Origin of the sequence: Micromonospora sp. BL1, assembly GCF_003667485.1 — a bacterium.
Classification (GTDB): domain Bacteria; phylum Actinomycetota; class Actinomycetes; order Mycobacteriales; family Micromonosporaceae; genus Micromonospora; species Micromonospora tulbaghiae.
Window position 1 is genome coordinate 1 of record NZ_RCVK01000296.1, and the last position, 13,295, is coordinate 13,295.

Below are 13,295 nucleotides of genomic sequence, written 5' to 3' on the forward strand. Positions count from 1 at the left end.
GCCCCGGCGGTCAGCCGCAGCGCGCCGGCCGGCTCCGGGCGGCGCTGCGGCTGACCGCCGGGGCCGCGCGCCGGTTCGCCCACGTCGCCGGGCACGCGTTCTCGGCCAGCGTCGCCACCGCCGACCCGCAGTCCCGGCCGGTTCCGGCCCGCGCCGCCAGGACCACCACCCGCCGGTACGCCCCGAGCCGCAACCCGGGTGTCCCGGTGCTCGTGGTGGCGAGCGTGATGGCGCTGATCGTGGCCATGCTCGGCGTGGAACGGGTGACCGGCGTCAGCGTGCTGCCGGACCGGATCGTCGCCGGCCTGCGCCCGCCGCCGAAGAAGTTCCCGGTGCTGCCGGCCAGTCCACCGACCGGCCTGAGCATCGGCAAGCTCGACCTGCGTGCGCCGGTGCACCGGGTGGGCATCGCGCCGGACGGCAGCATCGCCGTGCCGGACGTGGAGCGGGCCGGCGAGGTCGGCTGGTACGACCAGGGCCCCACCCCCGGCCAGTACGGACCGGCCGTGCTCGTCGGGCACGTCGACACCACCACCGGTCCGGCCGTCTTCCACGGGCTGAGGGAGCTGGACGACGGCGACCGGATCGAGGTGACGCGGGAGGACCGCTCGGTGGCGGTGTTCGAGGTGACGTCGATCGAGCGGTACGGCAAGGAGAAGCTGCCGGTGGAGGACGTCTACGGCGACTTCAGCCGGCCCAACCTGCGGCTGATCACCTGCGGCGGGCGCTGGGTGGGGGGCGAGACCGGGTACGCGGACAACCTGGTCGTCTACGCCTCGCTGGTCAAGGCGCGCTGAGCGGGCCGGTCAGGCCGCCTCGGGCTCGGGCTCGCGCAGGTCGAGCCAGTCCGCCCAGCGCGGGTCGGGGGCGCGGTGCCCGAGCACCCGCCAGGCGGCTCCTTTGGGCGCGGCCGGCAGGTGGTGCAGCCGCCAGCCCAGCTCGGCGGGCGTCTTGTCGCCTTTGGTGTGGTTGCACCGCGCGCACGCGGCGACCACGTTCTCCCAGGCGTGCCGGCCGCCCCGGCTGCGTGGGAAGACGTGGTCGATGGTCTCGGCGGGCCCCCGGCAGTACGCGCACCGCCACCCGTCGCGGGCGAACACGGCCCGCCGGGACAGCCCGACGTGGGTGCGGTACGGCACCCGGACGTAGCGGGTCAGGCGTACCACCGAGGGCACCGGTAACGCGTTGCGCGCGCTGTGCAGGATGCCCTCGCCGTCGGCGACGCAGACCGCCTTGGCGGACAGGACGAGGATCGCGGCACGACGCACCGACACGACGCACAGGGGCTCGTAGGTGGCGTTGAGAACGAGTGCACCGGAGCCCGCCGTGGGTCGTATGTCAGGCATCGCGCTCACCCTCCCGGTCCAGTCGCTCCCGCCTCGTCTGCGCCGGAACCGCCCCGCGGACAGCGCGGAACGGCTCCGACGCCGGCCGGATCACCGACGTCCGTTGCGCCAATAGTCCCTGATCGCGCCCCGGATTGCACGTACTAATCCGGGCTACCCCCTCCGGTAGCGACACTTCACCGAGGTGGCGGTGTCCGCCGCTCGTCACCGGTGCGGTACGAAAGCAGGGTGAACGTCTCCGACCTGATCTCCGCCCTGCTGTCGGCCTTCTCCGACCGGCGCCCGGACTGCCAGGGCAGCAGTTCCTGCGAGTTCCTGTACCGGCTCACCGGCTCCGCCTGGTTCGCCGAGAGCAGCTACTGGATCCTGCTGAAGCCGCTACGGGTCGCGTTGATCCTGTTGATCGCGGTGGCCGCCCGGTGGGCGCTGCACCGGACCATCAACCGGCTGGTCCGGACCACCACCCAGGGCGCGGTGCCGACCATGCTCCGCCCGCTGCGGGAACGCATCCCCAGCGCCACGCTCGACCCGGACCAGTTCGTGCCGGAGCGGCGGCGGCAGCGGGCCGAGGCGATCGGGTCGGTGCTGCGCAGCATGGTCACCGCGTTCGTCTTCGGCATCGCGCTGCTGATGGTGCTCAAGGAGTTCAGCTTCGACCTGGCCCCGCTGCTGGCCAGCGCGGGCATCGCCGGCGTGGCGCTCGGCTTCGGCGCGCAGAGCCTGGTGAAGGACCTGATCGCCGGCCTGTTCATGTTGATAGAGGACCAGTACGGCGTCGGCGACACCGTCGACCTGGGCGAGGCCACCGGCGTGGTCGAGGCGGTGGGGCTGCGGGTCACCACGGTCCGGGACGGCCGCGGCGTGCTCTGGTACATCCGCAACGGCGAGATCGTCCGGGTCGGGAACAAGAGCCAGGGCTGGGCGCTGGTCGTGGTCGACCTGCCGATCGGTTTCGCCGGCACCGAGGAGGCCACCGCCGTGCTGCGTACCGCGGCGGCGTCGGTGGCGCTGGACCCGGAGCTGGCGCCGAGCATCGTGGAGCAGCCGGAGGTCCTGGGCGTCGAGCAGATGACAGTCGACGGCGCGGTGATCCGTACCGTCGTCAAGACCACGGCGGACGGGCAGTTCGCGGTCGGGCGCGAGCTGCGCCGGCGCCTCGCGGAGGCGTTGGAGAACTCGGGGATCGTCGCGCAGATCGCGGCCGCCCGGCTGTTCCCCGGCCTGCCGGTCCAGCCGCCGGCGCCGCCCGCCGCCGAGGGTACGGGCACCGGCGGACCCACCTGAGCCGCCGGACGAGCCGGGCTGATTTCCGGGGTTCCGCACCGCGCGGCCCCTCGGGTATCGTCCGTTCGTTCAGTCGGAGATGCGACGATCAATCCGTTCGCCCTAGCCAGTTGTCAGACGATCGGGCAGAATCCGGTGCACACGCTCCACCGGGGGGCGTGCTCGTGTCCTCGCTGATCGATTGATCTGACGACGGTTCCCGGTCGGGCCATCACAAGTGGTCGACCAGGAACGATGGAGGCGACGGTGTCCGACGCGCGACCCGCCCGGGAGGGCCCGGCCACCTTCCGGGACGTCTTCGGTCAGTCGGAGTTCCGCGCCATCTTCGCCGCCAACACCCTGTCCTGGGTGGGTGACTACCTGGCCCGCGCCGCGGTCACAGTGCTCGTGCTGCGCGAGACCGATTCGGTCGCGCTCTCCGCCGCCGCGTTCGCCGCCAGCTACCTTCCGTGGCTGGTCGGTGGACCGCTGCTCTCCGCGCTCGCCGAGCGGCACCACTACCGGCGCGTCATGGTGGTCTGCGACGTCCTCCGGATGGCGCTGATGGCGCTGGTCGCGATGCCCTGGATGCCGACCTGGTCGGTCTTCGCGCTGATCTTCCTGGCCACGCTCGCTAACCCGCCGAGCCAGGCGGCGCGGTCCGCGCTGATGCCGCACATCCTGACCGGGGACCGGCTGGTCGTGGGCCTGTCCGCGTTCACCAGCGCCGGCCAGGCCGCCCAGGTCGTCGGCTACCTGATCGGCGCCACGGTGGCGGCGCTCAACCCGAACACAGCGCTGCTCGTCAACGCGGTGACCTTCGCCGTGTCGGCCGCGATCGTCCGCTTCGGCGTACGCGAGCGGCCACCGGCGATGACCGAGGTGCACCGCAGTCACCTGCTGCGGGAGACCGTCCAGGGTTTCCAGATCGTCTTCGAGCGGCCGGTGCTGCGCGCCATCGCGGTACTGGTGTTCAGCGCGATGCTCTTCTCGATCGTCCCGGAGGGGCTGGCCGCGGGCTGGGCCGCCGACCGGACCGACGGCGGGATGGACGCCGGCACCGCCCAAGGGCTGATCATGGCCGCCGTCCCGGTCGGATACATCCTCGGCGGGCTGACCATCAGCCGGCTCGTCGGCCCGGACCGGCGGCTGACGCTGATGCGACCGTTGATGATCATCGCGCCGGCGACGCTCGTACCCGCGCTGTTCAATCCGCCGCCGGCGGTGGTGGCACTGCTGGCCGCCGGGTGCGGCTTCGCCGTCGCCGGGCTCGTCCCGGTCGCCAACAGCCTGTTCGTGCAGGCGCTCCCGGACGGCTTCCGGGCCCGGGCGTTCGGCGTCATGGCCAGCGGCACACAGATCATCCAGGGCGCCGCTGTGCTGGCCACGGGCGCGCTCGCCGAGCGCTTCTCGGTCCCGTCGGTGGTCGGCGTGTGGAGCGCCGCCGGGGTGCTGATCATGTCTGTGGCGGCACTCGCCTGGCCCCGGCCGCAGGTGATCCACGACGCCATCGCGACGGCCCGCGCCGAGTCGCCGGCCGGCGGCGGAACCGCGCACGCGCCCGCGCGCGGCCCCGCGTCGGGTGACCGGAACCACGAGCACGGCCGACGCCGGCACGCGGTGACGTGATCCGCGCCGCCCCGCGGGCGGGCGCAGGCGCCGGGCCGCACCTGGCAGGATGGAAGCGTGACTTCCCCAGGCGAGTCGATGACCCTCTTCGAGGCGATCGGCGGTGAACCGGCCTTCCGCAAGCTGGTGGACGAGTTCTACGCCGGTGTCGCCGACGACCCGCTGCTGCGGCCGATGTACCCGGAGGAGGACCTGGGCCCGGCGGCGGACCGGCTGACCCTGTTCCTCATCCAGTACTGGGGTGGCCCGCACACCTACTCGGAGCAGCGCGGCCACCCGCGGCTGCGGATGCGGCACGCCCCGTACCGGATCGGCGCGGCCGAGCGGGACGCCTGGCTGCTGCACATGCGCCGGGCGGTGGACGCGCTCGACCTGCCGCCGCAGCTCGCCGCCGCGCTCTGGGACTACCTGGAGCGGGCCGCCTACTTCATGGTGAACGTGATGGAGGATCCGGCCGCCGGCTGAGCCCGGCCGGCCCGGCTCAGAGCAGGGCGCCCTCGTCGTGCAGCCAGTCGACGAACGTGACGGCGACCGCCGCGCCGCAGTCGAGCATCTCGACGAGCAGCGCGTCGTGGGCGCCGGCGCCGAGCGGGACCTGCAACTCGGCGTAGATCGGGAGCTGACCGCGCTCGGTCGGGTCACCGATGTACGCCTTGCAGAAGCGCCGGGTGTGGTTCCACTCGTTCACCACGCGGTAGGCGCGGTCGGCCCAGTCCGGCGGAACCGTCGCGTGCGGGCGGGCCCGCATCACCAGGATCTCGTCCTCCGGGCCCTCCAGCGCGACCAGCACGGCGTGCCGCTCCCACATGGCCAGCAGGTTGCCGTCGCCGTCGGCCAGGTAGCGGACGTCGAGCAGGTCGAGCGCGTCGCAGACCCGGCTCAGCGTGACCGGCGCGACGGTGGCCGGCATGTCCGCGAGGACCGGCCGCTCGGGTGGCGCCACGTCGTCCCCCGGCTGGCGAGGGGTCGGTGGGCCGACCCGGATGGTGTCATCCACTGTGGTCCCGCTTCGAGTCTCCGGCTCCCCGCCAGCGGCGGGACCAGGGCGCCATGACCACCACGGCATCGCTCGCGCACCTCACTCCCCAGCGGATCCGGACGCCTACGGTGCGTTGGATCCGAGGATGGACGGTACCCGGACAGACGGCGTGAGGCATCCCCCCAACGACCGCCCCAAACCGGAAGGACGAACCGGGGTCATCCGTTCGGATGACCTGGCGTCGGCCTGAGTGCAAGATCGGCGACGGTACGCGACCAGGCCGCCCCGAACGGTCCGACGAGTCCGACCCATCGGCCCGCCGTGCGCACCTGAACGTCGTCCGCGCCGGCACCGAGGAAACCCATCCGGACCAGGGCCTGCACCAGCCGCTGCGACACGTCCACGGGCGTGCGCGGCGCCTCGTCCGGGGTCACCACCACCGCGACGTGGTCCAGCAGCGCGTCCCGCAGCACCCGCTGCCCGACCGCGCGGCCCGCCACGCCGTGCGTGGCCGCCTCGCGCAGCGTCCCGGCCGCCGCCTCCGCGATCCGGCGCAGCTCGGCGCCGGGCAGCGCCTCCACCGCCCGGCTCGCCGCCGGTGGGAGCTGCCACCGCCAGCCGTCGTCCCGGCGTACCGGAAGCGCCCCGCCGCCGGCGGAGAGTTCGGCCAGCAGCTCCCCCGCGGCGACAGTGACGTCCCCGGGGGCGGTGCCCGGCACGGTACGGACCACGAGCACGCCCCACGGCAGCCGCGCCCAGAGGGCGGTACGGCCCGCACCCGGCACCGGCCGCAGCCGCACCAGTGTGGCCGGGTCGAACCGGACCAGCCGGGCCAGGAACGCCCCGGCGTCGGCCGCCCCGGTCAACCCGTGCCCGGTCATCCGTTCAGCCCCGGCGCGTAGCGGAGCAGGAACGCCCGCTCCTCCGGCGAGATCCGGCGCGGGCGCTGCTCCGCCAGGTCGAACGGCACCAGCAGCGACCGGGCGGTGCCGGCCAGCGTGTCGCCGTCGTACAGCTCGTACGCGACCGAGAAGGAGGCGGCCCTGATCTGGTCCACCCACAGCTCGATCCGTACCGTCGGCGCGGCCTCGGCGCTGGCCCGGCCGAGCGCGTAGTCGACCGGGCGCAGGTAGTCGACCTCGTGCCGGCGGATGACCACACCGTCGGCGAACGAGCCCACTCCCCACGCCCGGCCGCCGGCGAACATCATCGCCACCCGGGCCTCCTCGTAGAGCGTGAGGAAGCGGGCGTTGTTGACGTGGCCGTACGCGTCCAGGTCGGACCAGCGCAGCGCGCAGTGGTAGACGAAGCGGTCAGTCACGGGTGAGCTTGCGGTAGGTCACCCGGTGCGGGCGGGCCGCCTCGGCGCCGAGCCGGTCGACCTTGTTCTTCTCGTACGCCTCGAAGTTGCCCTCGAACCAGAACCACTTGGCCGGGTTCTGGTCGTCGCCCTCCCAGGCCAGGATGTGCGTGGCGACCCGGTCCAGGAACATCCGGTCGTGGGAGATCACCACGGCGCAGCCGGGGAACTCCAGCAGCGCGTTCTCCAGGCTGGACAGCGTCTCCACGTCCAGGTCGTTCGTCGGCTCGTCGAGCAGGATCACGTTGCCGCCGATCTTCAGCGTCAGCGCCAGGTTGAGCCGGTTGCGCTCGCCGCCGGAGAGCACCTTGGTCGGCTTCTGCTGGTCCGGCCCCTTGAAGCCGAACGCGGCGATGTACGCACGGGACGGCATCTCGACCTTGCCCACCATGAGGTGGTCCAGCCCGTCGGACACGACCTCCCAGACGGTCTTGTCGCCGTCCAGGCCCTGCCGGTTCTGGTCGACGTACGACAGCGAGACGGTCTCGCCGACCCGGACCGAGCCGCTGGTCGGCTGCTCCAGCCCGACGATGGTCTTGAACAGCGTGGTCTTGCCGACGCCGTTCGGGCCGATGATGCCGACGATGCCGTTGCGGGGCAGCGAGAACGACAGGTCGTCGATCAGCACCCGGTCACCGAACGCCTTGGTGAGGTTCTGCGCCTCGATCACGGTGTTGCCCAGGCGCGGGCCCGGCGGGATCTGGATCTCCTCGAAGTCCAGCTTCCGGGTCTTCTCCGCCTCGGCGGCCATCTCGTCGTAGCGGTCCAGGCGGGCCTTGGACTTGGTCTGCCGCGCCTTGGCGTTCGAGCGGACCCACTCCAGTTCCTCGGAGAGGCGCTTGCGCATCTTGGCGTCGCGGCGTCCCTCGACGGAGAGCCGGGCGGCCTTCTTCTCCAGGTAGGTGGAGTAGTTGCCCTCGTACGGGTAGGCCCGGCCGCGGTCCAGCTCCAGGATCCAGTTGGCCACGTTGTCCAGGAAGTACCGGTCGTGGGTGATCGCCAGGACGGTGCCGGCGTACTTGGCCAGGTGCTGCTCCAGCCACTGCACGCTCTCCGCGTCCAGGTGGTTGGTGGGCTCGTCGAGCAGCAGCAGGTCCGGCGCCTCCAGCAGGAGCTTGCACAGCGCCACCCGGCGGCGCTCACCACCGGAGAGCGTGGTGACGTCGGCGTCCGGCGGCGGGCAGCGCAGCGCGTCCATCGCGAGTTCGAGCTTGGAGTCGATGTCCCACGCGTCGGCGGCGTCCAGATCCTCCTGGAGCTTGCCCATCTCCTCCATCAGCTCGTCGGAGTAGTCGGTGGCCATCTGCTCGGCGATCTTGTTGAACCGCTCCAGCTTGGCCTTGGTCTCGGCGACCGCCTCCTCGACGTTGCCGAGGACCGTCTTGGCGTCGTTGAGCGGCGGCTCCTGCGCGAGCATGCCGACGGAGTAGCCGGGCATGAGCCGGGCCTCGCCGTTGCTGGGCCGGTCCAGCCCTGCCATGATCTTGAGGAGGCTGGACTTACCGGCGCCGTTCGGACCGACCACCCCGATCTTGACACCCGGCAGGAAGTTCAGCGTCACGTTGTCGAGCACGACCTTGTCGCCGTGCGCCTTGCGCGCCTTGTCCAGGACGTAGATGAACTGGGCCACGGTGCGGGCTACCTCCGTCGGTTGCGATCGCGGGCTTGTCGGGTGCGGGGGGCCGGCGTCGATCTCCGCCGGCCGCCGCCGGCCGGGAGCCGGCCGCACGCACGCCGCCGTCAATCCTGACAGGTACGGACCGCGACGCCCACATCACCCCACCCCAGGGGTACGGCGGCGAGCCTCGTTGCCGACACGGGTACTACTCGTTAACGTCGGCAGTATGACCAAGAAGATCGCCATCAGCGTGCCCGACGACGTGGCCGAACGACTGGCCCAGGAGCCGAACGTCTCCGCGTTCGTCACCGAGAGCGTGCGGCAACGGATGGCGGGCGAGCGCACCCGGCGTACGCTCCGGCAGGTCGGCTTCCGGCTGTCCGACGGCGGGCTCGCCGACGCGGGCCACGCGCTCGACGAAGCCCAGGCGAAGATCACCCCGGAACTGCGCGCCCGGGCCGCCGCGTTGCTGAGCGAGTCGACACGTGGACGGCCGACCCGTGACTGACCCTGGGCTGGTGCTCGACACCGCGTGCCTGCTGGCCTACTCGGAGGGCACCGAGGCAGTCGGGGAGCAGATCGCGGCGGTCGCGGACCGGGGGCAGACGGTGATCGTGCCGGCGCTCTGTCTCGCCGAGGCGTACCGGCAGGTGGCCGTCGACGGCTGGCGCCTGCTGGACATCCTCGGCGATCTCGACCACGTGGTCGTCACCCCCGTGGCGCACGACATGTGCATGTTCCTCGGCGGCTGGTCGCGCACGCTCCCGAGCATGGACCTCGCCCAGGTGGCGCTGGAGGCCGCACGGGCCACCACACCGATCATGAGCGACCGGCGGGAACTGCTCGGTGAGGTGCTGCCCAAGGAGTGGCCGATCATCGACCTCTGAACCGCCGGTGTCGACAAGATCACGCGATGGGTTCGGCGGTTCTGGGACGGGTAGGTAACTCCGGCACGGGGGATCAGACGCCGCAGCTACGCTCAGTACGCTCATCGCGGTGGACCCGTCAGTACCCGGAGGTGGCCGATCGTGACCGTCCGTAGCTCCTTTGTCGTAGTGGCCAACCGCCTGCCGGTCGACGAGGTGAGCACACCCGAGGGGCGGCAGTGGCGGCGCAGCCCCGGCGGGCTGGTGACCGCGCTGCACCCGGTGCTGGCCGAGCACCAGGGCACCTGGGTGGGGTGGGCCGGCGGCACCGGCGCCGCGCCCGAGCCGTTCGACCTGGAGGGCATCCGCCTGCACCCGGTGCCGCTGAGCGCCGAGGAGCTTGAGCGCTACTACGAGGGCCAGTCGAACGCCACGATCTGGCCGCTCTACCACGACGCGGTGGAGACGCCCGCCTACAAGCGGCGCTGGCGCGAGGCGTACCGGCTCGTCAACGCCCGGTTCGCGGAGGCCGCCGCCGACGTGGCCGCCGAGGGCGCCACGGTCTGGGTCCAGGACTACCAGCTCCAGCTCGTGCCGGCGATGCTCCGGGAGCTGCGGCCGGACCTGCGGATCGGTTTCTTCCTGCACATCCCGTTCCCGCCGATCGAGCTGTTCATGCAGATGCCGTTCCGCACCGAGATCCTGCGTGGACTGCTCGGCGCGGACCTGGTCGGCTTCCAGCAGCGGCTGGCGGCGCAGAACTTCGTCCGCCTGGCCCGGCACCTGCTCGGCCTGCGCTACGAGGGCCAGATGATCCAGGTCGACGGCCGGCAGGTGAAGGCGGGCGCGTTCCCCATCTCGATCGACACCAAGGAGATGGAGCGGCTGGCCGAGGATCCGGCGATCCAGGCCCGGGCCAAGCAGATCCGGGAGGAGCTGGGCAACCCGAAGACGATCATCCTGGGCGTCGACCGGCTCGACTACACCAAGGGCATCGAACTCCGGCTGAAGGCCTTCCGAGAACTCCTCGCTGACGGAAAGTTGACAGTTCCGGACGCGGTTATGGTGCAGGTCGCCACGCCCAGCCGCGAGCGTGTGGAGCACTACCAGGCACTTCGGGTGAAGGTGGAACGCGAGGTTGGCCGGATCAATGGTGAATTCGGCCGGGTCGGCGTGCCTGCCGTGCATTATCTGCATCAGTCGTACAGTCGCTCCGAACTGGCCGCGATGTACGTCGCGGCCGACGTGATGATGGTGACCCCGCTGCGAGACGGAATGAATCTGGTGGCCAAGGAGTACGTCGCATCGCGCGCCGACCAGGGCGGCGCGCTCGTGCTCAGTGAGTTCGCCGGCGCCGCGACAGAGCTGCGCCAGGCGTTCCTGTGTAATCCGCACGACCCGGACGCGGTGAAGGACGCGTTGCTGCGGGCCGTGCATGTCGAAAAGCCCGAAGCCCGCCGCCGGATGCGCGTCATGCAGCGCCATCTGCGCAGCCACGACGTGGGCCACTGGGCCAAGTCGTTCCTCAGCGAGCTCGGCGTCCCCGATACGGAGGCTGCGTGACCTCGCCCGCCCCCGCCGCCTCCCACGGCGGCGTGCTGGATCCCGAACTGCGTGCCGCCATCGGCCGTATCGCCCGGGTTCCGCAACTCCTGGTCGCCTGCGACTACGACGGCACACTGGCGCCGATCGTCGAGGACCCCAGCAAGGCCGTGCCGCTGCCCGAGTCGGTGGCGGCCGTACGCGCGCTCGCCGCACTGCCGCAGACGAGCGTCGCCGTCGTCTCCGGCCGGGCGCTGCGCGACCTGGCCACACTCTCCCGGCTGCCCAGCGAGGTGCACCTCGTCGGCAGCCACGGCTCGGAGTTCGACATCGGCTTCGTCGAGCGGCTCACCCCCGAGCTGATCGCGGTCCGGCACCGGCTCCGTGAGGCGCTGCGCGAGATCGCCGCCGAGCACCCGGGCATCCGCCTGGAACGCAAGCCGGCCAGCGTGGCCGTGCACACCCGGGGCGTCGACCCGCACGTCGCCGCCCGGGCCGTCGAGGCGGTCCGCAACGGCCCCGCGACCTGGGAGGGCGTGACCGTCACCCAGGGCAAGGAGGTCATCGAGCTGTCGGTGGTCGTGACCAACAAGGGCACCGCCGTCGACCAGCTCCGTACCCAGCTCGCCGCGAGCGCGGTGCTGTTCATCGGCGACGACGTCACCGACGAGAACGCCTTCGGCAACCTGACCGGGCCGGACGTCGGCATCAAGATCGGCCCCGGGGAGACCCGGGCCGACTACCGGGTGGCCGAGCCGATCGAGGCGGCCCGCGCGCTGGGGCTGCTGCTGGAGACGCGGCGGCACTGGCTGTTCGGCGAGCGGGCGGTGCCGATCGAGCGGCACTCGATGCTGGCGAACGGCCGTACCGTCGCGCTCGTCACCCCGGAAGCCAAGATCACCTGGCTGTGCCACCCGAAGCCGGACTCGGCGGCGATCTTCGCCGACCTGGTCGGCGGCAGCCCGGCCGGGCACTTCACGGTCGGCCCGGAGCGGGGCGGCATCCCGCTGGGCCAGCGCTACCGCAGCAACACGATGACCGTCGAGACCCGCTGGTCTGGCCTGACCGTGACCGACTGGCTCGACCTGCCGGTCCGCGAGACCACGCCGGACGACCCGGCCGTGGTCAGCGGCGACTCGACACTGGTCCGGGTGCTCAGCGGCACCGGTCGGGCCCGCGTCGAGTTCGCGCCGCGCCCCGAGTTCGGCCAGGTGGCGGTGCAGCTCCAGCCGCTCGACGACGGCCTGCTGGTGCTCGGCTCCAACGAGCCGGTCGCGCTGCACTCCCCCGGCGTCGAGTGGGAGGTCACCAACGACGCCGGGTACGAGACCGCGAAGGCGGTGGTCGACCTGTCCGCGGCCGGCGGCCAGGTGGTGCTGGAGCTGCGCTTCGGCACGCAGAGCCTGGAACCGCACCGGCTGCCGCTGCACGAGCGGCAGGCCGCCGCTGAACAGCCCTGGAAGGACTGGGTGGCCTCGCTGCGGCTGCCCGCGACCGCCCGGGACCTGGTCGCCCGCAGTGCGCTGACGCTGCGCGGCCTCTGCCACGAGCCGACCGGGTCGATCCTCGCCGCGGCCACCACGTCGCTGCCGGAGGAGCTGGGCGGTGTCCGCAACTGGGACTACCGCTACTGCTGGCTGCGGGACGCCGCGATGACCGCCCGCGCGCTGGTCGACCTCGGCTCGACCGAGGAGGCCGAAGGGCTGCTGCGCTGGATCGACGGCGTGGTCGAGCGCACCGGCGGGCACCCGGAGCGGCTGCACCCGCTCTACACGGTGGACGGCTTCGAGCTGGGCGCCGAGGCGGTCATCGACACGCTGCCCGGCTATGCCGGCTCCCGGCCGGTACGCGTCGGCAACCTCGCCAACCACCAGCTCCAGCTCGACGTCTTCGGCCCGGTCGCGGACCTGATCGCGGCGGTGGCCGACGCCCGGGGCTCGATCCGCGACGACGAGTGGCGGGTGCTGGAGAACATGGTCGAGGCGGTACGCCGCCGCTGGCACGAGCCCGACCACGGCATCTGGGAGGCCCGCCTCCCCCCGCGGCACCACGTCTTCTCCAAGGTCATGCTCTGGATGACAGTGGACCGGGCGCTGCACGTGGTACGCCGGCACGGCGGCGAGGACCGGCCCGAGTGGGTCGAGCTGCGCGACCGGATCGCCTCGAACGTGCTGGAGCACGGCTGGCACCCGGAGGCCGAGGCGTACAGCGTCGCCTACGGCTACGAGGAGATGGACGCCTCGTCGCTGTGGATCGGCATCTCCGGGCTGCTCGCCGGCGACGACCCGCGCTTCCTCTCCACCGTCCTCAAGATCGAGGCGGAGCTGCGCAGCGGGCCGGTCGTCTACCGGTACCACTGGGACGACGGCCTGCCCGGCCGGGAGGGCGGCTTCCACATCTGCACGTCGTGGCTGATCGAGGCGTACCTGCGCACCGGCCGCCGCAGCGACGCCGAGGAGCTGTTCACCCAGATGCTCGACACGGCCGGGCCGACCGGGTTGCTGCCGGAGCAGTACGACCCGCTGGCCGAGCGCGGGCTGGGCAACCACCCGCAGGCGTACAGCCACCTCGGCCTGATCCGCTGCGCCCTGCTGCTGGACAACATGCTCAAGCAGTGACCTGACCGAGCGCCCGGACGGCGGCGGGGACCCACGGTCCCCGCCGCCGTCCCCGTCCCCGTCCCACCCCAGCC

At 72.2% G+C, this 13,295-nt stretch carries 13 protein-coding genes; 8 read left to right on the forward strand and 5 right to left on the reverse strand.

Features of this window, described 5'->3' with window-relative positions:
* The first annotated feature begins 44 nt into the window (after positions 1-44).
* Positions 45-797 (forward strand): class F sortase, encoded by a 753-nt coding sequence (locus EAD96_RS22175; RefSeq protein WP_121685654.1) that lies wholly within the window; start codon positions 45-47, stop codon positions 795-797.
* A gap of 9 nt (positions 798-806) precedes the next feature.
* Here the strand turns inward: EAD96_RS22175 and EAD96_RS22180 are convergent, their stop codons facing one another.
* Entirely contained in the window at positions 807-1,346 is a 540-nt protein-coding gene (locus EAD96_RS22180) for an HNH endonuclease (RefSeq protein ID WP_013288071.1), read from the reverse strand.
* A 228-nt stretch (positions 1,347-1,574) separates the two neighbouring features.
* On the opposite strand from EAD96_RS22180, the gene EAD96_RS22185 reads away from it, so the two are divergent.
* From EAD96_RS22185 to EAD96_RS22195, 3 genes are all read left to right on the forward strand, one after another.
* Entirely contained in the window at positions 1,575-2,630 is a 1,056-nt protein-coding gene (locus EAD96_RS22185; protein WP_233586127.1) for a mechanosensitive ion channel family protein, read from the forward strand.
* Between the two features lie 234 nt (positions 2,631-2,864).
* Positions 2,865-4,238: an MFS transporter gene (locus EAD96_RS22190; protein ID WP_199733267.1), complete on the forward strand. Its 1,374-nt coding sequence runs from the start codon at positions 2,865-2,867 to the stop codon at positions 4,236-4,238.
* 78 nt (positions 4,239-4,316) lie between these two features.
* A complete protein-coding gene (locus tag EAD96_RS22195; RefSeq protein WP_120573572.1) occupies positions 4,317-4,703 on the forward strand; it encodes a globin in 387 nt (128 codons plus the stop codon).
* Between the two features lie 16 nt (positions 4,704-4,719).
* Here EAD96_RS22195 and EAD96_RS22200 read toward each other — a convergent pair whose 3' ends face one another.
* From EAD96_RS22200 to ettA, 4 genes are all read right to left on the reverse strand, one after another.
* A complete protein-coding gene (locus EAD96_RS22200) occupies positions 4,720-5,304 on the reverse strand; it encodes a YbjN domain-containing protein (RefSeq protein WP_120573571.1) in 585 nt (194 codons plus the stop codon).
* A 131-nt stretch (positions 5,305-5,435) separates the two neighbouring features.
* Positions 5,436-6,098, reverse strand: coding sequence for a hypothetical protein (locus EAD96_RS22205; protein WP_121685650.1), 663 nt, complete (start codon positions 6,096-6,098; stop codon positions 5,436-5,438).
* A complete protein-coding gene (locus EAD96_RS22210; RefSeq protein ID WP_121685651.1) occupies positions 6,095-6,538 on the reverse strand; it encodes a thioesterase family protein in 444 nt (147 codons plus the stop codon). Before EAD96_RS22210 ends, EAD96_RS22205 begins: the two co-directional genes overlap by 4 nt.
* Positions 6,531-8,207, reverse strand: a complete 1,677-nt coding sequence (gene ettA, locus EAD96_RS22215; RefSeq protein WP_120573568.1) for an energy-dependent translational throttle protein EttA — start codon at positions 8,205-8,207, stop codon at positions 6,531-6,533. Before ettA ends, EAD96_RS22210 begins: the two co-directional genes overlap by 8 nt.
* Positions 8,208-8,421: 214 nt before the next feature.
* Between ettA and EAD96_RS22220 the strand changes: the two genes are divergently transcribed.
* The 4 genes from EAD96_RS22220 to otsB all read left to right on the forward strand — a co-directional run bounded on the left by EAD96_RS22220 (position 8,422) and on the right by otsB (position 13,221).
* Entirely contained in the window at positions 8,422-8,703 is a 282-nt protein-coding gene (locus tag EAD96_RS22220; protein ID WP_121685652.1) for a hypothetical protein, read from the forward strand.
* Positions 8,696-9,082 (forward strand): hypothetical protein, encoded by a 387-nt coding sequence (locus tag EAD96_RS22225; RefSeq protein ID WP_147457916.1) that lies wholly within the window; start codon positions 8,696-8,698, stop codon positions 9,080-9,082. Before EAD96_RS22220 ends, EAD96_RS22225 begins: the two co-directional genes overlap by 8 nt.
* 141 nt (positions 9,083-9,223) lie before the next feature.
* Positions 9,224-10,624, forward strand: a complete 1,401-nt coding sequence (locus EAD96_RS22230; RefSeq protein ID WP_013288079.1) for a trehalose-6-phosphate synthase — start codon at positions 9,224-9,226, stop codon at positions 10,622-10,624.
* A complete protein-coding gene (gene otsB, locus EAD96_RS22235) occupies positions 10,621-13,221 on the forward strand; it encodes a trehalose-phosphatase (protein ID WP_120573565.1) in 2,601 nt (866 codons plus the stop codon). The genes EAD96_RS22230 and otsB overlap by 4 nt, the downstream gene beginning before the upstream one ends.
* Positions 13,222-13,295 lie beyond the last annotated feature (74 nt).